The sequence below is a fragment of the Kitasatospora sp. NEAU-69 genome, from assembly GCF_057158765.1.
In genome coordinates, this window is sequence record NZ_JBWXUE010000004.1 from 265,665 (window position 1) to 291,668 (window position 26,004).

Below are 26,004 nucleotides of genomic sequence, written 5' to 3' on the forward strand. Positions count from 1 at the left end.
AGGGACGAAGGTCCCCACCCCCGCCCGGTTGCGAGGCTGACCGGCCGTCAGTGCGGGGCCGGGATGATCCCCGAGAGCCACTTGAAGGCGGCCGGCACCAGCGGGCGCCAGACCGTCATCAGGTGCCCGCCGGTGGTCTCGGTCTGGGTGACCACGGTGGGGGCCTTCGACGCCTGCTGGAGCGCGGTCGCGTCCTCGAAGCCGTCGCCGCCCTTCTGGCCGCTGAGCCAGAGCGCGACGTTCGGCGGCGTCTGCGCGTGGGTGAGGATGTAGAGCGGGTTGGCGGTCTCGCGCAGCGTGGGGTCCTGCGCGGTGAGCGAGTCCTCCTCGTTGTGCGGGTCGTTGTAGCCGGACATGCTGATCGCGGCCTTGAAGCGGTCCGGGTGGCCGAGGACCAGGCGGGTGGCGCAGTGCGCGCCGGCGGAGTAGCCGGCCACCGCCCACTGGTCCGGCGAGGCGACGGTCCGGAAGTTGTCCAGGATCATCTGCGGGACGTCACGGTCGAACCAGGTCTCCGCGTTGATCCTGCCGGGGATGTCGGCGCAGCCGGTGTCGTTCTTCGCGAGCAGGTTGACCCGCGGCGAGACCAGGATGAACGGGGTGACCTGGCCGGACTTCATCAGCGGCGCGAGCTGGTTGGTGATGTTCATGCCGGTCGCGCCGAACCAGGTGCTGGACGAGCCGGGGTAGCCGGCCAGCAGCTCGACGACCGGGAAGTTCTTGTCCTTGTACGCCGGGTCGTCGTACTGCGGCGGGGTCCAGACCAGGACCTCGCCGTCCACGCCGGACAGTTTGCCCTTGAGGTCGGCCTGCTTCACGTCGCGCGGGACGGCGTCGGAGTCCGGCGCGTGGAAGGCCTGGACCACCTTCTGCCGGGCCGGGGCGCCGCTCGCACCGGTGCCGGCCCCGGCCTGGGCCGCGTCGGCGGCCAGACCGTTGTCCTTCGGCGGGGGCGGCACCGCCCGGACGTGGTTGGAGGTGCCGAGCAGATCGCCCCAGCTGTCGTACAGCAGGTTCTGGTTGTTGACGATCACGAAGACCAGGGCGACGGCCGTGAACTGGCAGAACAGCACGGTCGCCAGGTAGCCGGCCAGGGCCACCGGGCCGCGCCCGCCCCGGCGCGCCGTGCTGCGGGCGCGGCGGGCACTCCGGCCGCCGGCGCCGCCGCCGTCGCGCTCACCCCCGCCAGCGCCGCCACGCCACTGCACCACGGCCAACGCGATGGAGGCCACGAACAGGATGATCGTGAGGATGAAGAAGGGTGTGCCTGTCAGTTTCATCGCGCCCTGGTACCCGGATCCTTGTTCTGTCCGGGCCGAGCTGCCCGGTATGAGGAGAGACTGCAAGGAACAGGCGTTCGGTTGCCCGTTCCAGGGAGAATCCTGACGCATTGCCGGGAGTACCCGGTGAGCGGCTCCGCCCTCGGCAGCCCGGCGGCAACGGCGACGGCCCCGCAGCACGCGGGCCGGGCAGCTGGAGCAGCCCGTGCTGGCGTGCGGCGAGGCCGTCGGGAGGCCGTGCCTGGTCCCTGTCGATCAGTCGTTACCCGCGGTCGCCGCCGGTGGCGGTGGCGGTGGCGGTGGCGGGGGCGAGCCAGATCGTGGCCAGCGGCGGGACGACGAGCTCCGCGCTGTGCGGCTGCCCGTTCCACTCGATCGGCTCGGCCTTGACGGGTACGGCGTTGACGACGCCGCTGCCGCCATAGCTCTCGGCGTCGGTGTTGAGCACCTCGGTCCACGTTTGGTCACGGCCGTCCAGCGGCGGCAGGCCGATCCGGTGGCCGTGCCGGACCACCGGCGAGAAGTTGCAGACGGCCACCATCGGCGAGCCGTCGGCGGCGTAGCGGACGAAGGAGAGCAGGTTGTCCTCGGCGGCGTCGGCGTCCAGCCAGCGGAAGCCGTCGGGGGTGGTGTCCTGCTGCCAGAGCGCCGGCGAGTCGCGGTAGACCCGGTTCAGCTCGCCGACCAGGCGCCGCACGCCCCGGTGCTCCTCGGCGGCCGGCCAGCCGTCCTCCAGCACCCACCACTGCGGTCCCTCGTCGTGGCTCCACTCCGCGCCCTGGGCGAACTCCTGGCCCATGAAGAGCAGTTGCTTGCCCGGGTGGGCCCACATGTAGCCCAGGTAGGCCCGCTGGTTGGCGCGCTGCTGCCACCAGTCGCCGGGCATCTTGGCGACCAGTGCGCCCTTGCCGTGCACCACCTCGTCGTGCGAGATCGGCAGCACGTAGTTCTCGGAGTACGCGTAGACCATCGAGAAGGTCAGCTCGTTGTGGTGGTACTTGCGGTGCACCGGCTCCTTGGACATGTAGACCAGCGAGTCGTGCATCCAGCCCATGTTCCACTTCAGGCCGAAGCCGAGGCCGCCGGCGTCGGTCGGCCGGGTCACGCCCTCCCAGGCGGTGGACTCCTCGGCGATGGTGACCACGCCGGGGCAGCGGCGGTAGACGGTCGCGTTCATCTCCTGGAGGAACGCGGCCGCGTCCAGGTTCTCCCGGCCGCCGAACTGGTTGGGCGACCACTCGCCGTCCGAGCGCGAGTAGTCGAGGTAGAGCATCGAGGCGACGGCGTCCACCCGCAGGCCGTCGATGTGGAACTCCTCGCACCAGTACACCGCGTTGGCGACCAGGAAGTTGCGCACCTCGGTGCGACCGTAGTCGAACTCCAGGGTGCCCCAGTCGGGGTGCTCGGCGCGGCGCGGGTCGGCCGGCTCGTAGAGCGGCTCGCCGTCGAACCGGGCGAGCGCGAAGTCGTCCTTCGGGAAGTGCGCCGGCACCCAGTCCACGATCACGCCGATGCCGGCCCGGTGCAGCGCGTCGATCAGGAACTTGAAGTCGTCCGGCGTGCCGAACCGGGCGGACGGCGCGTAGAAGCCGGAGACCTGGTAGCCCCAGGAGCCGCCGAACGGGTGCTCCATCACCGGCAGGAACTCCACGTGCGTGAAGTTCAGCCCGCGCAGGTAGCCGGGCAGCTCCTCGGCCAGCTGCCGGTAGCTCAGGCCCGGCCGCCAGGAGCCCAGGTGCATCTCGTAGACCGACATCGGCGCCCGGTGGTGCCGGACCCTGGCCCGGCGCTCCAGCCAGTCGGCGTCGCCCCAGCGGTAGTCGGAGCCGTGCACGACCGAGGCGGTGGCCGGCGGGCACTGCGCGGCGCGGGCCAGCGGGTCGGCCTTCTGCAGCCGTCGCCCGTCGCGGGCCAGGATCTCGTACTTGTACAGCGTGCCCTCGGCCAGGCCCGGGACGAAGAGCTCCCAGACGCCGCTGGAGCCCAGCGAGCGCATCGGGAACCCGGTGCCGTCCCAGTGGTTGAAGTCGCCGACCAGCCGGACGCCGACCGCGTTCGGCGCCCAGAGCGCGAACGCCGTGCCGGTGACGCCGTCGATGGTGCGCACGTGGGAGCCGAGCGCCCGCCAGAGCTGCTCGTGGCGGCCCTCGCGGATCAGGTGCAGGTCCAACTCGCCGAGGGTGGGGGCGAATCGGTAGCCGTCCTCCTGCAGGACGGGTTCGCCGCCGGGGTAGCCGACCCGCAGCCGGTAGGCGGGGATCGCCGAGCCGGGCAGCAGGCCGGTGAAGAGGCCGCCCTGCTGGTGGGTGAGCTCGGCCGGGCCGTACGCGGTCTCGATGGTGACCCGCTCGGCGAGCGGGCGCAGCACCCGGATCGCGGTGCCGCCGGTGGTGGGGTGGGCACCGAGCAGCGCGTGCGGGTCGTGGTGGGCGCCGCCGATCAGCCGGTCGATCTCGGCGGGGGGCAGCGGCGCCTCGGCCAGCCGCAGCACCGGGGCGTCGGCGGGCGAGGGCAGCGGGGTGGCGGTCGGCTCGGTCGCGGTCGGCTCGGGGGTGATCGGTGTGAGCGTCGTCGTGCCGGTCGTCGCTGTGCTGGTCGTCGGTGAGCTGGTCGTCCGTGTGCTGGGGGTCGGGGTGGTGCGCCGCGGTGCACCCGCGCGCGGCCGTGGTCCGCTGCCCGGGAGTTTCGGCCGGCCCGGCAGGCCCGGGAGGAAGGTGGCGGGCACGGTCGGATTGGAACGGTCGAGCGGGGCCACGGTCGAGGTCCTCCTGGCGGGTGCAATGCAGTGCATGTGAGTGGTGCAGTGGCGGTGCAGGGGTCGAACGGTCCGTCAGGTGAAGAGCTAATCAGAGCCGGCCGGGCCCGGCCGGCATCAGGTGGCCGTGGCGAGCCGGTGGATCGCGGTCAGCGGGATCGGCAGCCAGCCGGGGCGGTGCCGTGCCTCGTACACCACCTCGTAGACCGCCTTGTCGATCTCCAGCGCCCGCAGCAGCTCCGGGGAGCCGGCCGGGTCGGTGCCGCCTGCCGCGGTGTACCCGGCGCAGTAGGCCGTCCGGTTGCGGGCCGCCCAGCTGGCCGCGAGGTGCGCCAGCCGCGGATCCGGTTCGGCGCCGGCCAGCAGGTGGGCGGCCGCGTAGTCGAACGAGCGCAGCATCGCCGCGACGTCCTTCAGCGCCGGCTGCGGCAGCCGCCGCTCGGCCACCGACTTGGCCGGCTCGCCCTCGAAGTCGAGCAGCACCCAGCCGTGCGGGGTACGCATCGCCTGCCCGAGGTGCAGGTCGCCGTGGATCCGCTGGACGGTCAGGCCGGTCAGCTGATCCCCGGTCAGCTGATCGAACGCGGTGTGCAGCGCCGGCCGGTAGCGGCGCAGCGCCGGGACCGCCGCCGCCGCGGCGTCGAGCCGCTCGGCCATCGCGGTGGCCAGCTGCCCGATCTGGTCGCGGTCCAGCCGGGCCACCGGCAGCGCCCGGGCCAGGACCCGGTGCACCTCCGCGGTCGCCCGGCCGAGCCGGTGCGCCTCCACCGCGAAGTTGCCGGGGCTCGGATCGCCCTTCAGTCGGGCCACCTGGTCCAGTGCCAGCTCCCAGCCGTCCTCCGCATCCGGCAGGAAGCGCTGCAGCAGCCCGAGGGTGGCCGGCTCGGCGGCCTCCATCCGGCTCTCGAACCAGGCGGCGACCCGGGGGATCCGGGTGCTGCCGGCTCGGGAGAGCGCCAGTGAGAGTTCCAGGTCCGGGTTGGTGCCCGGACTGATCCGGCGGAACAGCTTGAGGATGAACGAGGTGCCGAAGATGACCGAGGTGTTGCTCTGCTCGGCGGTGCCGGCGCGCCCTGGCAGGTCGCTGGGCAGGCCGGGGCCCGGGGTGCGGCGGAACGACAGCGGGCCGAAGCGGTCGGCGGTGGCCAGGTGGGCGAGCAGCCGCCCGGTCAGCTCCGGATCGTGCACCGCGTCGTAGAGCGCCGCGCCGTCGTACGGGCCGTGCGTGAGCCGGCCGAGCACGGACTCCGGGGGCAGCCCCGGGGAGGTCTCGGTGCGCAGGCCCAGCAGCAGTTGGTAGGTGTCCGCGCCGCCGCTGTGCTCGACGCGCAGCAGCAGGTGCAGCATCGCCGGGTCGCCGGTCACCAGCGGGGTCGCGGTGAGCGGGTGCAACCCGGTGATCGCCTGTCCCTTGCCGGCGTACCAGCGCTGGCTGGGTAGCCAGTCGGCGATCAGCGGCAGTGCGGCCTGGACCAGTTCTCCGACCGCCAGCGAACCGCTGCCGCGCGGTCTGCTGCCGTGCGTGCCCGGGGCGTGTGCCCCGGTGCCGCGGCCCGCGGCCCCGTGCGGTCCGCCCGGACCGACCGGACCCCGCGGGGCGGTGCCCGCATCCCGGTGGGCGTGGGCTTGAGAACGGGAGATTTCCGACATGACTCCCTTTCCCCGGAGACGGGCTGACGGCCCGACAGATCTGGCCGGGCCCGCCAGTCTTCCGGATTTCGGCGGCGCTGCTGCGGCGGCACGCGAGGGATCCTCGGGTGTCACGCCTGAGGGTGGGTACTCGTTGGGCTGTTCTCCGTACGTGGTGGTGCGGGGCCGGCCAGGGGGCGCGGGGCGGGCCCCGCACCACCCGAACGGAGCAGAACCGGACGGAGCTGGCGGAGCGGGTTGATCGTTACTGCGGATTCGGTCCCGGTCGCTCGCTACTGCGCGCCGGGCCTGCGCAGCTGGAACCAGTAGAAGCCGTGCCCGGCCAGCGTGAGCAGGTACGGCCACTCGCCGATCGACGGGAAGCGCACCCCGCCGATCAGCTCGACCGGATACCGCCCGCCGTACTGCCGCAGGTCCAGCTCGGTGGGCTGCGGGAAGCGGGAGAAGTTGTTCACGCACATGACCAGGTCGCCCTCGTACTCGCGCACGAACGCCAGCACAGCCGGATTGCTGGACGGGAGTTCGGTGTAACTGCCCAGGCCGAAGGCCGGGTTGAGCTTGCGGATCTCGATCATGCGACGCGTCCAGTGCAGCAGCGACGAAGAACTGCTCTGCTGCGCCTCGACGTTGGTCACCTGGTAGCCGTACACCGGATCCATGATGGGCGGCAGACTGAGCCTGCCCGGGTCGGCGGAGGAGAAACCCGCGTTGCGGTCGGGCGTCCACTGCATCGGGGTGCGCACGCCGTCACGGTCGCCGAGCCAGATGTTGTCGCCCATGCCGATCTCGTCGCCGTAGTAGAGCACCGGCGAGCCGGGCAGCGAGAGCAGCAGTGCGGTGAACAGCTCGGTCTGGTTGCGGTCGTTCTCCAGCAGCGGGGCGAGCCGGCGGCGGATGCCCACGTTGGCCCGCATCCGCGGGTCCTTCGCGTACTCCGCGTACATGTAGTCGCGCTCCTCGTCGGTGACCATCTCCAGGGTCAGCTCGTCGTGGTTGCGCAGGAAGATGCCCCACTGGCAGCCGTGCGGGATGGTCGGCGTCTTGGCGAGGATTTCCGAGACCGGGTAGCGGGACTCGCGGCGCACCGCCATGAAGATCCGCGGCATCACCGGGAAGTGGAACGCCATGTGGCACTCGTCGCCGCCGGAGGAGAAGTCGCCGAAGTAGTCGACCACGTCCTCGGGCCACTGGTTCGCCTCGGCGAGCAGCACGGTGTCCGGGTAGTCGGCGTCGATCTCCTTGCGCAGCCGCTTGAGGAACTCGTGCGTCTCCGGGAGGTTCTCGCAGTTGGTGCCCTCGCGCGCGAACAGGTACGGCACGGCGTCCAGCCGGAAGCCGTCGATGCCGAGGTCCAGCCAGAACCGCAGCCCCGCGATCATCTCCTCCTGGACCCGGGGGTTGTCGTAGTTCAGGTCCGGCTGGTGCGAGAAGAACCGGTGCCAGAAGTACTGCTTGCGGACCGGGTCGTAGGTCCAGTTGGAGGTCTCGGTGTCGATGAAGATGATCCGCGCGTCCGGGTACTGCTTGTCGTCGTCGGCCCACATGTAGAAGTCGCCGTACGGGCCCTCGGGGTCGTTGCGGGAGGCCTGGAACCACGGGTGCTGGTCGCTGGTGTGGTTCATCACGAAGTCGATGATCACCCGCATGCCGCGCTTGTGCGCGGCGTCCACGAACTCGACGAAGTCGGCCAGGTCACCGAACTCGGGGAGCACCGACTTGTAGTCGGCGACGTCGTAGCCGCCGTCACGCAGCGGCGAGGCGAAGAACGGCGGCAGCCAGAGGCAGTCCACGCCGAGCCACTGGAGGTAGTCGAGCTTCTCGGTGAGCCCCTTGAGGTCGCCGACACCATCGCCGTTGCTGTCCTGGAAGGACCGCACCAGGACCTCGTAGAAGACCGCACGCTTGAACCACTCCGGGTCCAAGTCCTTCTTCTCGGTGTCCGCGAAGGTGTCGTGGACGGGCTCGTTCACAATCACAGGGAGGTCCTCCGAACCGTGAGGAGATGGGCCGGCGTTCCCGAGGGGTCGAGCCGGACGTAGTTGTGGCGGCGCCAGGTGAAGTCGGCTCCGGTGAGTTCGTCGTGCAGGTCGAACGGGCCGTCGGCCGGGAGGGTGACCGTGGCCTCCTGGGGGTGCCACGGATCGAGGTTGACGACGGTGATCACGTGGTCGTCGCCGGTCCGCTTCGCGTACGCGATGACCTGCTCGTTGTCGCACGGCAGGAACGTCAGGTTGCGCAGCTCCTGCAACGCGGGGTGCGTGCGGCGCAGCTCGTTGAGGGTGGTGAGCAGCGGGGCGAGGGTGTCGGTGCGGCTCCAGTCGCGCGGGCGCAGCTGGTACTTCTCGCTGTTCAGGTACTCCTCGGTGTCCGGCCCGGCCGGGGTGTGCTCGGCCAGCTCGAAGCCGGCGTAGACGCCCCAGCTCGGCGACAGCGTGGCGGCCAGCACGGCGCGCACGGCGAAGGCGGCCGGGCCGGTGTGCTGCAGGTGCCTGGGCAGGATGTCCGGGGTGTTGGCGAAGAAGTTGGGCCGCATGTAGGCCGCGGCCTCGCCGGACAGCTCGGTCAGGTACTCGGTGATCTCCTGCTTGCTGTTGCGCCAGGTGAAGTACGTGTAGGACTGCTGGAAGCCGATCTTGGCCAGGGTGTGCATCATCGCCGGCCGGGTGAACGCCTCGGCCAGGAAGATGACGTCGGGATCGGTGCCGTTGATCTCGCCGATCACCTTCTCCCAGAAGTGCACCGGCTTGGTGTGCGGGTTGTCGACCCGGAAGATCCGCACGCCGTGCGACATCCAGTGCCGCAGCAGCCGCAGCGTCTCGATCACCAGGCCGTCGAAGTCCTGGTCGAAGTTGATCGGGTAGATGTCCTGGTACTTCTTCGGCGGGTTCTCGGCGTAGGCGATGGTGCCGTCGATCCGGTGGCTGAACCAGTCGGGGTGCTTGTTGACCCAGGGGTGGTCGGGGGAGACCTGGAGGGCGAAGTCCAGGGCGATCTCCAGCCCGAGTTCACTCGCGCGGGTGACGAAGGCGTCGAAGTCCTCGATGGTGCCGAGGTCCGGGTGGATCGCGTCGTGGCCGCCCTCGTGCGAGCCGATCGCCCACGGGGAGCCGACGTCGTCCGGACCCGCCGTCAGGGTGTTGTTCGGGCCCTTGCGGTACGCGAGTCCGATCGGGTGAATCGGCGGCAGGTAGAGCACGTCGAAGCCCATCGCCGCGACGGCCGGCAGCCGCTCGGCGGCGGTGCGGAAGGTGCCCGAGCGCGGGGGGTTCAGGGTGGCGCCCTCGGAGCGCGGGAAGAACTCGTACCAGGAGCCGTACAGCGCCCGGCGCCGCTCCACCTGCAGGGCCAGCGGGCGGGAGGCGGTGACCAGCTCGCGCAGCGGGTAGCGCTCCAGCAGCGCGGTGACGGTCGGGGCGAGCGCGCTGGCGAGGCGGGAGAGCGGCAGCAGCGCCGGGTCGCGCAGCGCCTCGGCCGCGGCCAGCACGTAGTCGCGCCCCTCCTTCTTCGGCACGCCGGCGGCGGCGCGCTCCAGCAGCAGTGCGCCCTCCTCCAGCACCAGGTCGACGTCCAGGCCGGCCGGGATCTTGATGGTGGCGGTGTGCCGCCAGGTCTCGACCGGGTCGCTCCAGGACTCCACCGTGTAGGTCCAGCGGCCCTGCGAGGTGGGGGTGACCTCGGCGCCCCAGCGGTCGGTGCCGGGGGCCAGTTCGCGCATCGGGGTCCACGGGCCGCTGCGGCCGCGCGGGTCGCGGAGCACCACGTTGGCGTTGACCGCGTCATGGCCCTCGCGGAAGACCGTCGCGCTGACCAGGAAGGTCTCGCCCTCGACGGCGCGGGCGGGGCGGCGGCCGCCCTCCACCTGGGGGGCGACGTCCAGCACGGGGATCCGGCCGATCATCGGGTCGCTCACTTTCGTCCGGCGCGGGGCGGGGGTCCTGCGGGGGGCGGCCGGGGGCTTGGCGGTGCTGGTCCTGGTGCTGCTGGTCTTCGCTGCGGTGGTCTTCTTCGCGGCGGTGGTCTTGGCGGCGCTGGTCTTCTTGGCAGTGGTGGTCTTGGTGGCGCCGGTCCTGGTGGTGGCGGTCTTCTTGGTGGCGCTGGTCTTCCTGGCAGCGGTGGTCTTCGCGGCGGGGGAGGCCGTGCTCGCAGCCTTGCGCGGGGCGCGGGTCGCCGCCGCCGCGGAGATCTCCGGCTCCGGTTCGCCCGTTCGGGGGGCGCGCACCGCGAACTGCTCCGTTATGGCCGGAATCGGTGCCGGAATCGACACCGGCGCGGTCGGCGGCTCCAACCCCTCGGCCATCAGTGCGGACTGATCCCGTGTGTCGCCGTACATGCCAAACTCCTGCCCGAGATCGTCGGCAGCTCCCGCGGGCTCGGCGCGCAGCGGTGTGCCGGGAGGACTACTGGGTGGGGGACTGACGAGCGACCGGAGCCTGCCCGTACCACCGCGCCCCGGAAACTGGCCGCATCCGGCGCCCGCGGCGGTCCGGAACTGCGAGACGGCGCACGTCCCGGCGCGCGGCCTCGCGGCACGCCCGAAGGGCGATTCCGACCCACCCCGGAAACGACCGGCTCGGGTTTGAGGACACGCGTTTGGCACACGCAGGGGTCGCCACGTGGACCGACTGGGCTAACGGGGTATCAGGAAAGTTTTCGGATGCGCGGAGGACCGGCCGCGCCGCACGGGGTTCGCCACCCATGCCGCACCCGCTGCGACAGCGGCCTGTGCCTATCCTCGCACTGTTCGCAGGTCCTACCACTCGGTACGGACCTAGATCTTGATGTTCAGGGGGAGCAGATCAGCCATCAGCTGCCGTGAATCTGACCGACCGTCAAGCGCCCGGCGTGCGCCTGGGCGCATGTTTGTACGTTATGCGCCCCTATGACATCGCCTCTGCGCCTGGCGCAATCTCATCCATCGCCCGAATGGCTCAGTCTTATGAGAGTTGACGCTCCATCACCCCTCCAAGGCGGTCTACGCTTCGGGCCGTGAAGGCCATCCGCAGATTCACCGTCCGCACTGTCCTGCCCGAACAGCTCCAGCCGCTGCACGAGCTGGCTCACAATCTCCGCTGGTCCTGGCATCCGGAGACCCGGGAGCTGTTCCGCTCGGTCGACCCAGGGGTCTGGGAGGCCGTCGGAGAGGACCCGGTCCGGCTGCTCGGGGAGGTGCCGGCGGCGCGGCTCGCCGCACTCGCCGCCGACCGGCGGTTCCTGCGCCGGCTCGGCGACCTCACCGACGACCTGCACGACTACCTCGGCGCCCCGCGCTGGTACCAGGGCCTGGGCGACGGGCCGACCGCGGTCGCGTACTTCTCGCCCGAGTACGGCATCGCCGCCGCGCTGCCGCAGTACTCCGGCGGCCTCGGCATCCTGGCCGGCGACCACCTGAAGGCCGCCAGCGACCTGGGCGTGCCGCTGATCGGCGTCGGGCTGTTCTACCGGCACGGCTACTTCCGCCAGTCGCTCACCCGCGAGGGGTGGCAGCAGGAGCGCTACCCGCTGCTCGACCCGGACGAGCTCGCGGTCACGCTGCTGCGCGAGCAGGACGGCGAGCCCTGCCGGGTCGAGCTGGCGCTGCCGGCCGGCCGCCGGCTGACCGCGCAGATCTGGAAGGCCCAGGTCGGGCGGGTCCCGCTGCTGCTGCTCGACTCCGACATCGACGCCAACGCGGCCGCCGAGCGCGACGTGACCGACCGGCTGTACGGCGGCGGCAGCGAGCACCGGCTGCTCCAGGAGATGCTGCTGGGCATCGGCGGCGTGCGGGCGCTGCGCACCTTCTGCCGGCTCACCGGCCACGCCGAGCCCGAGGTCTTCCACACCAACGAGGGCCACGCCGGCTTCCTCGGCATCGAGCGGATCCGCGAGCTGGTCGCCGGTCAGGACACCGACTTCGCCGCCGCGCTGGAGGCGGTCCGGGCCGGCACGCTCTTCACCACCCACACGCCGGTGCCGGCCGGCATCGACCGTTTCGACCGCGAGCTGGTCGCCCGCCACTTCAGCGGCGACGCGGCGCTGCGCGGCGTCCCGGTCGAGCAGGTGCTCGCGCTCGGCCTGGAGAGCTGGCCGGAGGGCGACCCCAAGCTCTTCAACATGGCCGCGATGGGCCTGCGGCTCGCCCAGCGCGCGAACGGCGTCAGCACGCTGCACGGCGAGGTCAGCCGGCAGATGTTCGGCGCGCTCTGGCCGGGCTTCGACTCCGCCGAGGTGCCGATCACCTCGATCACCAACGGCGTCCACGCGCCGACCTGGATCGACCCCGCGGTGGTCCGGCTCGGCGCCGCCGAGATCGGCGCGGACCGGACCGAGAGCGCGATGTCCGTCGGCTCGGCCGAGCGCTGGGGCGGGGTCGAGCTGATCGGCGACGCGGAGATCTGGGAGGTCCGCCGGGCGCTGCGCGGCCAGCTGGTCGAGGAGGCCCGCCGCCGGATCCGGGCCGCCTGGCACCAGCGCGGGGCCGGCGACGCCGAGCTCGGCTGGACCGCCACGGCGCTCGACCCCGACGTGCTCACCATCGGCTTCGCCCGCCGGGTGCCCTCGTACAAGCGGCTCACGCTGATGCTGCGCGACCAGGACCGGCTGCGCTCGCTGCTGCTGCACCCGACCCGCCCGGTGCAGATCGTGGTGGCCGGCAAGGCCCACCCGGCCGACGACGGCGGCAAGCGGCTGATCCAGCAGCTGGTCGCGTTCGCCGACGACCCGGCGGTGCGCCACCGGATCGTCTTCCTGCCGGACTACGACATGGCGATGGCCAAGCACCTCTACCCCGGCTGCGACGTCTGGCTGAACAACCCGCTGCGCCCCCTGGAGGCCTGCGGCACCTCGGGCATGAAGGCCGCGCTGAACGGCTGCCTCAACCTCTCGGTGCTCGACGGCTGGTGGGACGAGTGGTACGACGGCCGCAACGGCTGGGCGATCCCGACCGCCGACAGTCCCGGCTTCGACGAGGACCAGCGCGACGAGATCGAGGCGGCCGCGCTCTACGACCTGATCGAGCACCAGGTGGCCGCTCGCTACTACGACCGGGGCGCCGACGGCCTGCCGCACCGCTGGATCTCGATGGTCCGGCACACGCTGGTCACGCTCGGCCCCAAGGTGCTGGCCGGCCGGATGGTGCGCGAGTACGTCGAGCGGCTCTACATGCCCGCGGCGCTCGCCCAGCGCGCGCTGGCCGGGGCCGGGGCCGGCGACGGCAGCGGTGCGCGGCTGCTCGCCGACTGGAAGGCCAAGGTGCGCGCCGCCTGGCCGGCCATCCGGGTCGAGCACGTGGACGCCGCGGCGCCGGCCGAGGCGCCGGAGCTCGGCGCCGCGCTCGCGCTGCGGGTCCGGGTCGCGCTCGGCAGCCTGGCGGCGGAGGACGTCGAGGTGCAGGTCGTCTCCGGCGCGGTGGACGAGCGGGACCGGATCGAGGAGGCCGAGCTGCACACCCTCAAGCCGGTCGGCGGCCCGGACCTGGACGGCCGCCAGCGCTACGAGGGCACCCTGGAGCTGAACCGCACCGGCCCGTTCGGCTACACCGTCCGGGTGCTGCCGACGCATCCGCTGCTGGCCTCGCCGGCCGAGCTGGGGCTGGTCGCGCTGCCGGCCGAGAGCGCCGGGATGGACGCGGGCATGCTGCGCTGACCGGTGCTCATGGACCGGCGCTCATGAACTGGTGCTCAGGAAGTCGGGTGGGTCGACTTCCTGAGCACCGTTGTGTCCTGTGGCGTGCGGTCAGACCAGGCTCTCCCGCCAGGCCTGGTGCAGCCCGGCGAACCGTCCGGCGCCCGCGATCAGCTCGGCCGGGGTGCCGTCCTCGACCACCCGGCCCTGCTCCATCACGAGCACCCGGTCGGCGATCTCCACCGTGCTCAGCCGGTGCGCGATGATCACCGCGGTGCGCCCGGCCAGCACCGTGCGCATGGCGTGCTGGACGGCCTGCTCGCCGGGGACGTCCAGCGAGGAGGTCGCCTCGTCCAGGATCAGCACCGCCGGGTCGGCGAGCAGCGCCCGGGCGAACGCGACGAGCTGGCGCTGGCCGGCCGAGATCCGGCCACCGCGCTTGCGCACGTCGGTGTCGTAGCCGTCCGGCAGTGCGGCGATGAAGTCGTGCGCGCCGATCGCCTTGGCCGCCGCCTCGATCTCCGGGCGGGTGGCCTCGGGCCGGCCGACCGCGATGTTCTCGGCGACCGTGCCGGAGAAGAGGAACGACTCCTGGGTGACCATCACGACGCCGCGCCGCAGCTCGGCCGAGGCGAGCGCGCGCAGGTCCACGCCGTCCAGCGTGATCCGGCCCGCGGACGGGTCGTAGAACCGGGCGAGCAGCTTGGCCAGCGTGGACTTGCCCGCGCCGGTCGCGCCGACCACGGCGGTGGTGCTGCCGGCCGGCAGCACCAGGGAGAACTCGGGCAGCACCACGGTGCCGTTGCGGTACGCGAACTCGACCTCGTCGAAGCGGACTTCGCGGCCCCGGCCGGTCAGCTCGGGCAGCGCCGCCGCGCTGACCGGATCGGCCACCGAGGGCTCGTGGGCGAGCAGCCCGGCGATCTTCTCCAGCGCCGCGGCGGCGGACTGGTAGCTGTTCAGGAACATGCCCAGCTGGTCGATCGGGTCGTACAGCCGGCGCAGGTAGAGCACGAAGCCGGTGAGCACGCCGAGTTCGAGGCTGCCGTCGGTGACCAGGTACGCGCCGGCCAGCACCACCAGGGTGACCCACAGGTTTGCGGTGGCCCGCGAGAAGCCGACGTAACGGGCCATCTCCAGCAGCCCGTTGGCGTTCGCCCGGGAGTACTCCCCGTTCGCCGTGTCGAACGCGGCCAGGTTGGCCTGTTCGCGGCGGAACGCCTGCACCGGGCGGATGCCGTTCATCGTCTCGGTGAACCGGACGATCACCGAGGCGACGGCGGTGCGCGAGGCCCGGTAGACCCGGGTGCTGCGCCGCCGGTACATCCGCACCAGCAGGGCCATCGGCACCGCCGAGACGAGCGCCAGCAGGCCGAGCCGCCAGTCCATCACGAGCAGCACGACCGCGATGTAGCAGACCGAGAGGAAGACCGAGAGCAGCTCCTGCAGGCCCTCGTTGAGCAGCTCGCGCAGCGCGTCCACGTCGCTGGTGGCGCGGGAGATGATCCGGCCCGAGGTGTAGCGCTCGTGGAAGTCCAGGCCGAGCCGCTGCGCGTGCCGGAAGATCCGGGTGCGCAGCTCCAGCAGGACGTCCTGGTTGAGCCGCCCGGAGATCCGGATGAAGGAGCGCTGCAGCAGCGTGCTGACCGCCGCGCAGCCGAGGTACGCGGCGGTGACCGCGATCAGCGGGCCGCTGTCGTGCCGGCGCAGCGCCGGGATGCCCTGGTCGATGGCGATCGCGACCAGCAGCGGGCCGGCCTGCAGCGCGGCCTGCTGGATCATGATCATCAGCATCGCCAGCACCACCCGCCGCCGGTGCGGTGCGAGCAGCGAGCGCAGCAGCGCCGAGGGGGCACCGGGCGGGACGGGGATCTCCTCGTCCTCGACGGCGGCGGGGGCCTCCAGCACGGTCATCGCGTCACACTGCCTTCCAGAGCATCGCCTTCCAGCGCATCGCCCTCCAGGGAATCGTCGCTGCCCGGTGCGCCGCTCATCAGGTCCCGGTAGTCGGGGCAGCTCTCCAGCAGTTCGGTGTGGGTGCCGACGGCCAGGATCCGGCCCTCTGACAGCACCGCGACCCGGTCGGCGAGCAGCACGGTGCTCGGCCGGTGCGCGACCACGAGCGCGGTGCTGCCGCTGAGCACCTCGCGCAGCGCCTGCTCGACGAGTGCCTCGGTGTGCACGTCGAGCGCCGAGAGCGGGTCGTCCAGCACCAGGAACTCGGGGGCGCCGACCACCGCGCGGGCCAGCGCCAGGCGCTGTCGCTGGCCGCCGGACAGGCTCAGGCCCTGCTCGCCGACCTCGGTGTCGACGCCCTGCGGCAGCTGGTGGACGAACCCGGCCTGCGCCGTCTCCAGCGCCTGCCGCAGCTCCTGCGGGGTGGCGTCCGGCGCGCCCATCAGCACGTTCTCGCGCACCGTGGCGGAGAACAGCGTGGGCTCCTCGAAGGCGACCGCGACCAGCGTGCGCAGCTGCGGCAACGGCAGCTCCCGGACGTCGCGGCCGTCCAGCGTGATCCGGCCCGCGGTGGCCTCGTAGAGCCGGGGGAGCAGCGTGGTCAGCGTGGTCTTGCCGCTGCCGGTCGCGCCGACCAGGGCCAGCGTCTCGCCGTGCGCGATGTGCAGGTCGATGCCGCGCAGCAGGTCGGGGCTGTCGGCGGGGGCGTCGGGGTAGCGGAACCGGACCCCGGAGAAGCGGATGCCGTCGCCGTCGGGCGCGGTCGCCGCGGCGCCGGTGTGATCCGGATCCTCCGGCGTGTCGAGCACGTCGAAGAGACGGTCGGCGGCGGTGCCGGCCTCGTTGCTGTACGCGAGCAGCCAGCCCATCGACTCGACCGGCCAGCGCAGCGCCAGCGCGGTGGAGAGGAAGGCGACCAGCGTGCCCGCGGTCAGCTCGTCGTGCGCGACCAGCAGCACGCCGACGGCCAGCGCGCTGCCGAGCGCGAGTTCGGGCAGGCCGACGATGACCGCCCAGAGGTCGGCCAGCATCCCGACCTTGCGCAGCTCGGTGCCGCGCAGCCGCTCGGCCCGCTCGCGGAAGTGCCGGGTCATGGTGCGCTGGCGGCCGAAGGACTTGAGGATCCGGATGCCGAGCACCGACTCCTCCAGCACCGTGGCGAGATCGCCGTTCTGGTCCTGCGCGGTGCGCGCGGCCAGTGAGTAGCGCTTCTCGAAGTGGACGCAGAGCACGATCAGCGGGATGGCCGGCAGCAGCGCGATCAGGCCGAGCCGCCAGTCCAGCACCAGCATCAGCACGCTGCCGGTGACGAACATCAGCGAGTTGACCACCAGGAAGACCAGCGCGAAGGCGAGGAAGAGCCGCAGCGTGTACAGGTCCGAGGTGGCCCGGGAGAGCAGCTGCCCGGACGGCCAGCGGTCGTGGAACGCGACCGGCAGCCGCTGCAGCTTGGCGTACAGGTCGCGGCGGATCGCCGTCTCGACCCGGGCCAGCGGCTTGGCCAGCAGCACCCGGCGCAGGCCGAAGAGGCCGGCCTCGGTCATGCCGAGCAGCAGGAGCAGCCCGATCAGCGGCCAGAGCGCGCCCTGGTCGCGGTGCGCGATCGGCCCGTCCACGATCCGGCCGAGCACCAGCGGCACCACCAGGACGGCGGCGGAGGCGAGCAGCGCGGAGGTGATCGCGGCGATCAGCTGGAAGCGGATCGGGCGCACGTAGGGCACGAGTCGGAGCAGCGAGCGCACCGTGGACCTGGTGGGTTCGTCGGCGGGCTGCTGGAGCGGGGTGGCAGCGTTCTCGGACATCCCGGCGAGCGTAGGCCGGGTGTCCGACATTTCTCATCAGGTTTTTCGCCGCTGGTCGCAGGCTTGGCCGAGAACCGGCCACCCGGTTTTCACCCGTTCGGCGCCACCGGTCGCTCCTCGCCCTCTGCCCGCTCCAGCCGCAGCAGTCGCAGCGAGCGAGGGGCGAGCGGGCCGCCGTCCTTGTCGGCGCTCGTCTGATCCGAGGTGTCCAGCAGCAGCCGGTACGGACCGCCGGGCGGCAGCACGAACTCGACCGGCTGCGCGGAGGCGTTGAGCAGCAGCAGGAAGCTGTCGTCGTGCAACGGGCAGCCGTGCTGGTCGCGTTCGGACATCGCGTCGCCGGAGAGCAGCATGCCGAGCACCGCGGTCGGGGTGAACCAGTCGGCCTCGGTCATCTCGGTGCCGCGCGGGGTGTACCAGCTCAGGTCGCGCGGCCCGCCGGGGCCCGCGGACCGGCCGGAGAAGAACGCGCGCTGGCGCAGCACCGGGTGCGCGCGGCGCAGGCGGATCAGCCGCCTGGTCAGCTCGTGCAGTGCGCGCCACTCGGGCTGCTCCAGCAGCGACCAGTCCACCCAACTGGTCTCGTTGTCCTGACAGTAGGCGTTGTTGTTGCCGCCCTGGGTGCGGCCGAACTCGTCGCCGGCGGTGAGCATCGGGACGCCGGTGGCCAGCAGCAACGTCGCGGTCAGATTGCTAAGTTGACGCAGTCTCAGGCGGCGCACTGCCGGATCCGCGCTCTCCCCCTCGGCGCCGCAGTTCCAGGACCGGTTGTCGTCGGTGCCGTCCCGGCCGTCCTCGCCGTTGGCCAGGTTGCGCTTGTGGTTGTACGAGACCAGGTCGCGCATGGTGAAACCGTCGTGCGCGGTCACGTAGTTGACCGAGGCGTACGGGCGGCGCCCGCCGCGCTGGTAGAGGTCGGAGGAGCCGGAGAGCCGGTAGCCGAGCTCGCGCACGTCCGGCCGGGCGCCGCGCCAGAAGTCGCGCACGGTGTCGCGGAACTTGTCGTTCCACTCGGCCCACAGCGGTGGGAAGTTGCCGACCTGGTAGCCGCCGGGGCCGACGTCCCACGGCTCGGCGATCAGCTTCACCCGGCTGAGGAACGGGTCCTGGGAGAGCGCGGTCAGGAACGGGTGGTTCATCTCGACCCCGTCGCCGCCGCGGGCCAGTGCCGCGGCCAGGTCGAACCGGAAGCCGTCCACGCCCATCTCGCCGGCCCAGTACCGCAGCGAGTCGGTGACCAGCCGCAGCGCCTGCGGCTGCCGGGTGTCCAGGGTGTTGCCGCAGCCGGTGTAGTCGGCGTAGCCACGGCTGCCCCGGCCGCCGTGGCCCAGCCGGTAGTAGCCGGCGTTGTCCAGGCCGCGCAGCGAGAGCGTCGGTCCGAGTTCGCCGCCCTCGGCGGTGTGGTTGTAGACCACGTCGAGGATCACCTCGATGCCGGCCCGGTGCAGCGCGCGCACCATCCGCTTGAACTCGCCGACCTGCTGGCCGCGGGTGCCGGAGGCGGAGTAGCCGCCGTGCGGGGCGAACCAGCCGATCGAGTTGTAGCCCCAGTAGTTGCGCATGCCGCGCCGCAGCAGGTGGTCCTCGCTGGCGAACTGGTGCACCGGCAGCAGCTCGACGGCGGTGACGCCCAGGTCGGTGAGGTACTCAAGGGCGGCCGGGTGCGCCAACCCGGCGTACGTGCCGCGCAGTTCGGGCGGGATGCCGGGGTGGCGCATGGTGAAGCCGCGCACGTGCAGCTCGTAGAGCACGGTCTCGGCCCACGGGGTCTTCGGGCGGCGGTCGTCGGACCAGTCGTCGTCGTCGTGCACGACGACGGCCTTGGCGGCGAACGGCGCGGAGTCGCGGTTGTCCCGCACGGTGTCGGCGACGCCGGGCTCGGGCCAGTCGCGGACCGAGCCGCAGAGCGCCGCGTCGCCGGTGAACTCGCCGTCCACCGCGCGGGCGTAGGGATCGAGCAGCAGCTTGGCCGGGTTCCAGCGGGCGCCGGTCCACGGGTCCCAGCGGCCGTGCACCCGGTAGCCGTAGCGCTGGCCCGGGCGCACGCCGGGCAGGTAGCCGTGCCAGGTCTGGAAGGTCTGCTCGGTCAGCTGGTGCCGGGTCTCGACGCCGTCCTCGTCGAACAGGCAGAGCTCGACGGCCTCCGCGCCGCCGGCCCAGAGCGCGAAGTTGGTGCCGTGCCCGCCGCTCTCGTCCTGCCGGTAGCGGGCGCCGAGCGGCTGCCAGCTGCCCGGCCAGGGGGTCTCGGGCCGCAGCCGGGCGGCGGCGCCGGCGGTCGGGCGGCCCGCGCCGGTTGCCAGGTCCTGCCATGCCGTCATGACCGCATCCTCCGAAGGCCGGCGCCCGCATCGTTACGGGCTGATGTCCGCTGAGTGGAATCGTTCCCTCGTGTCCCAGGGGGAATCCGATCGGCCGGGCCCGGGACTGGATCGTTGCAGGCCGCGCCGGTGGGTCCGGGACGCTGGGGGAGGCCTTGCCCGACCGGCGGCGAACGCCGGGCGCGGGCGGCCCGGCTTCACCGCACCGGCACGGCCCTCCCGCCGAAGATTCACTCGGAAGGCCCAGTTATCCTCGTCCACGCGCAGGCCCGTGCGAGGCCTGGCGCCCATGACAAGCGGGAGGGGACCAGCCCAGTGGAGGCGGTTCAGGCGGCGGAGGCCGCGAGAGGCAACAGGACAACCCGGACGGTCGCCCGCCGGGGCGCCGCCGCGCTGCTGGCGGGTGGTCTGTTGATGTTCGCCACCGCGTGCGGGCCGGACGACACCGCGAAGGCCGGCGGCTCGGCCGCGAGTGGCGCGGCGAGTGGCGCGGCGAGCGGCGCGGCCGCCAACGGTGGCGCGCCCGCCGCCGCCGCCTCGCCGAAGCTCTCGGCGGCGGTGCTGAGCGTCGACCCCAAGGACGGTGCGCAGGACGTCGCGCCCAGCGGCGGCGTCAAGGTCTCGGTGGCGAGCGGCAAGCTGACCCAGGTGGCGGTGGCCGACAAGGACGGCAACGCGGTGCAGGGGACCATAGCGGCCGACGGGTCGTCCTGGACGCCCTCGGGCACGCTGGCCGTCGGCATGCTCTACAAGGTCAACGCCCAGGCGGTGGACGCGGCCGGCCTGCAGGCCGCGCTGGACAGCAGCTTCACCACGCTGACGCCGGGCAAGACGGTCTCGTCGAACGACAACGTCTCGACCGGCTCGACGTACGGCGTCGGCATGATCGTCTCGGTGAACTTCAACAAGGACGTCACGAACAAGGACGCTGTCGTCAAGGGCATCACCTTCGAGGCCTCGGACGGCACCCAGGTCAAGGGTCACTGGTTCGGCAGCCGCCGGCTGGACTTCCGTCCGCAGCAGTACTGGAAGTCCGGCACCACGGTGAAGATCCACTACAAGCTGAAGAGCGTCGAGGTCTCGCCCGGCGTCTACGGCGGCTCGGACCGCGACGAGTCGTTCACCATCGGCCGTTCGCAGATCTCCACCGCCGACGCCAAGTCCGACAAGATGACCGTGGTGCGCGACGGCCAGACGCTGGAGACGCTCCCGATCACCACCGGCAACGACGACAACCCGTCGTGGAACGGCACCATGACGATCGAGGGCAAGGAGAAGGTCACCCGGATGAACTCGGCGACCGTCTCCAACGTCGTCGGCTCCGAGTACGACGTGCCGGACGTGCCGCACGCGATGCGGCTGACCGACTCGGGCACCTACGTGCACGGCAACTACTGGGGCAACGCGTTCGGCCAGTCCAACGCCAGCCACGGCTGCGTCAGCATGCAGGACGCCAAGGGCGGCGACGACAACTCGACGGCCGGCAAGTTCTACGCCTCCTCGCTGATCGGCGACGTGGTGATCATCAAGAACTCCATCGGCAAGACGGTCAGCCCGAGCAACGGCCTGAGTGGCTGGACCCTGGGCTGGAGCAACTGGTAGTCCGCCCGGTTGTACGCCTGGTAGTTCACCTGGGGGTTTGCCGGTTGCTGACAACTCTCTGAAAATTCGCCGGATCCTGCAACGGACGGCCCACCCCGACGCGTTTCCTGGGGTGGGCCGTTCGGCGCATGCGGGGAGCGGCGCCGGACCGGAGGGGGCGCGGGCCGGGACCGACTCGTTGATCGTGAACGATCCGATGCGAGAATCGGCCGATTGTCGCACCGGATGGAACCGATCGCCCGGCCCGGGCGTGTAGGGATTACGGGACTGAGCAGGGGAGTAGAGGAATGCGCTCGATACGCGTGGGAGCGGCACTCGCAATAGGTGGCGCGCTGCTGCTGACGACCGCGTGCGGCGGTAGCGGGGCGACCAAGACGGCCGCCGGTGCCGCGCCGGCCGGCCATGGGGGCAGCAGTGCCGGGGCGTCCGGCGCATCCGGTGCGTCCGGTTCGCCCGCGACCTCCGCACCGGCCACGCCGGCCTCGACGGCGGTGGTCGACATCGAGCCGAAGAGCGGCACCCAGGACGCGGCGCCGGACGCGCTCAAGGTCGCCGTCAGCAGCGGCAAGCTGACCCAGGTCGCGGTGACCGACAAGGGCGGCGCCCAGGTGCAGGGCACCATCGCGCCGGACGGGCTGAGCTGGATACCGGCGAACCCGCTGGCGGTCGCCTCCAGCTACCAGGTGAACGCCCAGGCCACCGACGCCAACGGCGTCGCGACGACGGCCACCAGCAGCTTCTCCACGCTGACCCCGAGCAAGACCTCACGCAGTCAGGACAATGTGACGACCGGCGCGACCTACGGGGTCGGCATGATCGTCTCGATCAATTTCGGCATGCCGATCCAGAACAAGGACGCGGTGCAGAAGGCGATCACCTTCGAGGCCTCGGACGGCACCCAGGTCAAGGGTCACTGGATGGGCAGCAACCGGCTGGATATCCGTCCGCAGAATTTCTGGAATCCCGGCACCACGGTGAAGATCCACTACCGGCTGAAGAACGTCGAGACCTCGCCGGGCGTCTACGGTGGTTCGGACCGCGACGAGTCGTTCACCATCGGCCGTTCGCAGATCAGCACGGTGGACGACGCCGCGCACACCATGACGGTGGTCAACGCCCAGGGCACCCAGGTGATCCCGATCAGCTCGGGCTCCGCGGAGCACCCGACGTACAACGGCGTCATGACGATCGAGGACAAGGAGGGCACCACCCGGATGACCTCCGCCTCCGTCCCGGGCCTCAAGCCGGGCGAGTATGACCTGCAGGTCCCGCACGCGATGCGGCTGACCGACTCCGGCACCTACGTGCACGGCAACAACTGGTCCTCGCACGACACCTTCGGCTCCGAGAACGTCAGCCACGGCTGCGTCGGCCTCGAGGACTCGGCCGGCGACGGCGGCGCGAACACCCCCGCGGGTAAGTTCTACGCCGCCTCGATGGTTGGAGATGTCGTGAAGGTCGTCAACTCGAAGGGCGCCCAGGTTACGCCCGACAACGGCCTGAGCGGCTGGAACATGACCTGGGCCACCTGGTAGAGGGACAAGCGGTTCCGCTGTCATATGCCAACTGAATAGTGATCGTTTCGTCATTGTCCGTACATGGCTGCTCGCCAAGCGCAATGATGGTCCGCATGGCGGGATGGGGCGAAGTCGATCAGTCATCAGATCTGGGCCAGGGCCTGGCCGCTGACGATCCCTCGGGCATCGTCGGGCGGTCGGCCCTGGCGGCGTTGGAACGGCTGTCCCCCTGGGAGCTGGAACGGGTGGTGCTGCCCCGGCTCAGCGATCCGGCCTCCGAAGAGGAGGCCAGGCTCCCGTCCCGCCCCGAGTCGGGGCCGGTCGCCCGCCGGCTCATCCTCAAGGTGCTGCAGTCCTGGGGACTGCCCCAGCTCCTGGAGGCCGGCGAGTTACTCACCTCCGAGCTGGTCGCCAACGCCCTGCACCACGCCGGCGGCCGCACCATCGGCCTCAGCCTGGCCCGCCGCCCCGGCTGGCTGCGCGTCGAGGTCCGCGACTCCTCCCGCTCGCTGCCCTGCCTGATCATGGCCGAGCCCGGCGGCGAGCACGGCTACGGCCTGCGCCTGGTCGAGAACCTCTCCGACCGCTGGGGCGCCGACCTGCTGCCGCGGGGCAAGGGCGTCTGGTTCGAGCTGAAGGTGCGCGAGCGGGGGGTCTGAGGCGGCTACCCGGTCAGCACTCGATGACGTTGACCGCGAGTCCTCCGCGGGAGGTCTCCTTGTATTTCACCTTCATATCCGCGCCGGTCTCCTTCATCGTCTTGATCGCCTTGTCCAGCGAGACGTGGTGCCGGCCGTCGCCGCGCAGGGCCATCCGGGCGGCCGTGACGGCCTTGACGGAGGCCATGCCGTTGCGCTCGATGCACGGGATCTGGACCAGGCCGCCGACCGGGTCGCAGGTGAGGCCGAGGTTGTGCTCGATGCCGATCTCGGCCGCGTTCTCGACCTGCTCGGGGGTGCCGCCGAGGACCTCGGCGAGGCCGCCGGCGGCCATCGAGCAGGCGGAGCCGACCTCGCCCTGGCAGCCGACCTCGGCGCCGGAGATCGAGGCGTTCTCCTTGAAGAGCATGCCGATCGCGCCGGCGGCGAGCAGGAAGCGGACGATGCCGTCGTCGTCGGCGCCCGGGATGAAGTTCTGGAAGTAGTGCAGCACGGCGGGGATGATGCCGGCCGCGCCGTTGGTGGGGGCGGTGACGACGCGCTGGCCGGAGGCGTTCTCCTCGTTGACGGCCATCGCGTAGAGGGTGACCCACTCCATCGCGTTGGCCGGGCCGATGCCCTCGGCGCGCAGCGCGCGGGCGCCGGAGGCGGCACGGCGGCGGACCTTCAGGCCGCCGGGCAGGATGCCCTCGCGGGACATGCCGGCGCTGACGCACTCCTTCATCACGCCCCAGATCTCCAGCAGACCGGTGCGGATCTCCTCCTCGGTGCGCCAGGCCTTCTCGTTCTCCAGCATCAGGCCGGAGATCGAGAGGCCGGTCTCGCGGGTGAGGCGCAGCAGCTCCTCGCCGGTGCGGAAGGGGTAGCGCAGCGCGGTGTCATCGGGCACCACGCGGTCCGCGCCGATCGCGTCCTCGTCGACCACGAAGCCGCCGCCGACCGAGTAGTACGTCTTCTCCAGCAGCACCTCGCCGGCGGCGTCGTGCGCGGCCAGGGTCATGCCGTTCGCGTGGTACGGCAGCGAGCGGCGGCGGTGCAGGATCAGCTGGAGGTCGGGGTCGAAGTCGATCTCGTGGGTGCCGAGCAGCGCTATCCGCTTGGACTGCTTGATCTGCTCGACCGAGAGGTCGGCCTTCGTGACGTCCACCGTGCGCGGCGAGTCGCCCTGGAGGCCGAGCAGGACGGCCTTCGGGGTGCCGTGGCCGTGGCCGGTGGCGCCGAGCGAGCCGAACAGCTCGGCCTTGACGGAGACGACGCGGTCCAGCAGCCCCTCCGAGCGCAGCCGGCGGGCGAACATCCGGGCCGCGCGCATCGGGCCGACCGTGTGGGAGCTGGAGGGGCCGATGCCGATGGAGAAGAGGTCGAAGACGCTGATGGCCACGGGGGTGACGTCCTTGTCTGGTCTCGTGGAGAGAACGGGCGGTGCGGGGCGGTGCGGGGTGACGCAGTGCGGTGCGGGCGGTGCATGGGCAGGGGCACCGGCTCACGTTCCAGTGTGCGCGGTGCCCCCGGTGAAGGCTCGGGTCGGCAGGGGTGACGCCGACCACGGCCCTACAGCAGAAATGCGGATTACAGCTCCGGGTAGAGCGGGTACTTCTCGGCGAGCGCGGTGACCCGGGCCTTGAGCGCGGTGGCCTTGCCCTCGTCGAAGCCCGGCTTCAGGGCCTCGGCGATGACGTCGGCGACCTCGCGGAAGTCCTCGGCCTGGAAGCCGCGGGTGGCCAGCGCGGGGGTGCCGATCCGCAGGCCGGAGGTGACCATCGGCGGGCGCGGGTCGTTCGGGATCGCGTTGCGGTTGACCGTGATGCCGACCTCGTGCAGGCGGTCCTCGGCCTGCTGGCCGTCCAGCTCGCTGTTGCGCAGGTCGACCAGGACCAGGTGCACGTCGGTGCCGCCGGACAGCACCGAGACGCCGGCCGCGGTCGCGTCGTCCTGCAGCAGGCGGGCTGCCAGGATCTTGGCGCCCTCCAGCGTGCGCTCCTGGCGCTCCTTGAACTCCGGCGAGGCGGCGACCTTGAAGGAGACGGCCTTGGCGGCGATCACGTGCTCCAGCGGACCACCCTGCTGGCCGGGGAAGACCGCGGAGTTGATCTTCTTGGCCCACTCGGCCTTGGAGAGGATGACGCCGCCGCGCGGGCCGCCCAGGGTCTTGTGCGTGGTGGTGGTGACCACGTCCGCGTACGGGACCGGGGACGGGTGCAGGCCCGCGGCCACCAGGCCGGCGAAGTGGGCCATGTCGACCATCAGCAGCGCGCCGACCTCGTCGGCGATCCGGCGGAACTCGGCGAAGTCGAGCTGGCGCGGGTAGGCGGACCAGCCGGCGATGATCAGCTTGGGCTGGTGCTCCTTGGCGAGGCGCTCGACCTCCTCCATGTCGACCAGGCTGGTCTGCTCGTCCACGTGGTACGCGACCACGTTGTAGAGCTTGCCGGAGAAGTTGATCTTCATGCCGTGGGTCAGGTGGCCGCCGTGGGCCAGGTTCAGACCCAGGATCGTGTCGCCCGGCTTGATCAGAGCGAACATCGCGGCGGCGTTCGCCTGCGCACCGGAGTGCGGCTGGACGTTCGCGTGCTCGGCGCCGAACAGCTCCTTGATCCGGTCGATCGCGATCTGCTCGACCACGTCGACGTGCTCGCACCCGCCGTAGTAGCGCTTGCCGGGGTAGCCCTCGGCGTACTTGTTGGTCAGCACCGAACCCTGGGCCTCCATGACCGCCACCGGGGCGAAGTTCTCGGAGGCGATCATTTCGAGGGTGGACTGCTGACGGTGCAGCTCGGCGTCGACCGCGGCGGCGATCTCGGGGTCGAGAGCGTGCAGGGACTGGTTGAGGACAGTCATGGTGGCGTCTTCCCAATCAGGGCAGTCG

General features: G+C 71.7%; 14 protein-coding genes. 4 read left to right on the forward strand and 10 right to left on the reverse strand.

Going from position 1 to position 26,004, the window contains the following annotated elements; all coding sequences use genetic code 11:
• Positions 1–47: 47 nt before the first annotated feature.
• The 5 genes from AC060L_RS07135 to AC060L_RS07155 form a co-directional block, all read right to left on the reverse strand.
• Complete coding sequence (locus AC060L_RS07135) at positions 48–1,280, reverse strand: alpha/beta hydrolase (RefSeq protein ID WP_483797679.1); 1,233 nt, start codon at positions 1,278–1,280, stop codon at positions 48–50.
• 262 nt (positions 1,281–1,542) lie between these two features.
• Positions 1,543–4,071, reverse strand: a complete 2,529-nt coding sequence (gene glgB, locus AC060L_RS07140; protein ID WP_483797680.1) for a 1,4-alpha-glucan branching enzyme — start codon at positions 4,069–4,071, stop codon at positions 1,543–1,545.
• A gap of 81 nt (positions 4,072–4,152) precedes the next feature.
• On the reverse strand, positions 4,153–5,685 hold the full coding sequence (locus tag AC060L_RS07145; RefSeq protein WP_483797681.1) for a maltokinase N-terminal cap-like domain-containing protein: 1,533 nt from the start codon (positions 5,683–5,685) through the stop codon (positions 4,153–4,155).
• 272 nt (positions 5,686–5,957) lie between these two features.
• Complete coding sequence (gene treS / locus AC060L_RS07150) at positions 5,958–7,661, reverse strand: maltose alpha-D-glucosyltransferase (protein WP_483797682.1); 1,704 nt, start codon at positions 7,659–7,661, stop codon at positions 5,958–5,960.
• Positions 7,658–9,583, reverse strand: coding sequence for an alpha-1,4-glucan--maltose-1-phosphate maltosyltransferase (locus AC060L_RS07155; protein WP_483797759.1), 1,926 nt, complete (start codon positions 9,581–9,583; stop codon positions 7,658–7,660). The genes treS and AC060L_RS07155 overlap by 4 nt, the downstream gene beginning before the upstream one ends.
• 1,088 nt (positions 9,584–10,671) lie before the next feature.
• On the opposite strand from AC060L_RS07155, the gene glgP reads away from it, so the two are divergent.
• Positions 10,672–13,305, forward strand: coding sequence for an alpha-glucan family phosphorylase (gene glgP, locus AC060L_RS07160; RefSeq protein WP_483797683.1), 2,634 nt, complete (start codon positions 10,672–10,674; stop codon positions 13,303–13,305).
• A gap of 90 nt (positions 13,306–13,395) precedes the next feature.
• Here glgP and AC060L_RS07165 read toward each other — a convergent pair whose 3' ends face one another.
• The 3 genes from AC060L_RS07165 to glgX all read right to left on the reverse strand — a co-directional run bounded on the left by AC060L_RS07165 (position 13,396) and on the right by glgX (position 19,360).
• Complete coding sequence (locus AC060L_RS07165; RefSeq protein WP_483797684.1) at positions 13,396–15,198, reverse strand: ABC transporter ATP-binding protein; 1,803 nt, start codon at positions 15,196–15,198, stop codon at positions 13,396–13,398.
• Positions 15,195–17,042, reverse strand: a complete 1,848-nt coding sequence (locus tag AC060L_RS07170; RefSeq protein ID WP_483797685.1) for an ABC transporter ATP-binding protein — start codon at positions 17,040–17,042, stop codon at positions 15,195–15,197. The genes AC060L_RS07165 and AC060L_RS07170 overlap by 4 nt, the downstream gene beginning before the upstream one ends.
• Positions 17,043–17,131: 89 nt before the next feature.
• Positions 17,132–19,360: a glycogen debranching protein GlgX gene (gene glgX / locus AC060L_RS07175; RefSeq protein ID WP_483797686.1), complete on the reverse strand. Its 2,229-nt coding sequence runs from the start codon at positions 19,358–19,360 to the stop codon at positions 17,132–17,134.
• 315 nt (positions 19,361–19,675) lie between these two features.
• Between glgX and AC060L_RS07180 the strand changes: the two genes are divergently transcribed.
• The 3 genes from AC060L_RS07180 (at position 19,676) to AC060L_RS07190 (ending at position 23,138) form a co-directional block, all read left to right on the forward strand.
• Positions 19,676–20,962 (forward strand): L,D-transpeptidase, encoded by a 1,287-nt coding sequence (locus AC060L_RS07180; RefSeq protein WP_483797687.1) that lies wholly within the window; start codon positions 19,676–19,678, stop codon positions 20,960–20,962.
• A gap of 287 nt (positions 20,963–21,249) precedes the next feature.
• Positions 21,250–22,497, forward strand: a complete 1,248-nt coding sequence (locus AC060L_RS07185) for a L,D-transpeptidase (protein WP_483797688.1) — start codon at positions 21,250–21,252, stop codon at positions 22,495–22,497.
• 95 nt (positions 22,498–22,592) lie between these two features.
• A complete protein-coding gene (locus tag AC060L_RS07190; RefSeq protein ID WP_483797689.1) occupies positions 22,593–23,138 on the forward strand; it encodes an ATP-binding protein in 546 nt (181 codons plus the stop codon).
• Between the two features lie 13 nt (positions 23,139–23,151).
• On the opposite strand, the gene AC060L_RS07195 is transcribed toward AC060L_RS07190, so the two are convergent.
• On the reverse strand, positions 23,152–24,519 hold the full coding sequence (locus tag AC060L_RS07195; RefSeq protein ID WP_483797690.1) for an L-serine ammonia-lyase: 1,368 nt from the start codon (positions 24,517–24,519) through the stop codon (positions 23,152–23,154).
• Between the two features lie 188 nt (positions 24,520–24,707).
• Positions 24,708–25,976, reverse strand: coding sequence for a serine hydroxymethyltransferase (locus AC060L_RS07200; protein ID WP_483797691.1), 1,269 nt, complete (start codon positions 25,974–25,976; stop codon positions 24,708–24,710).
• Between the last annotated feature and the right edge of the window lie 28 nt (positions 25,977–26,004).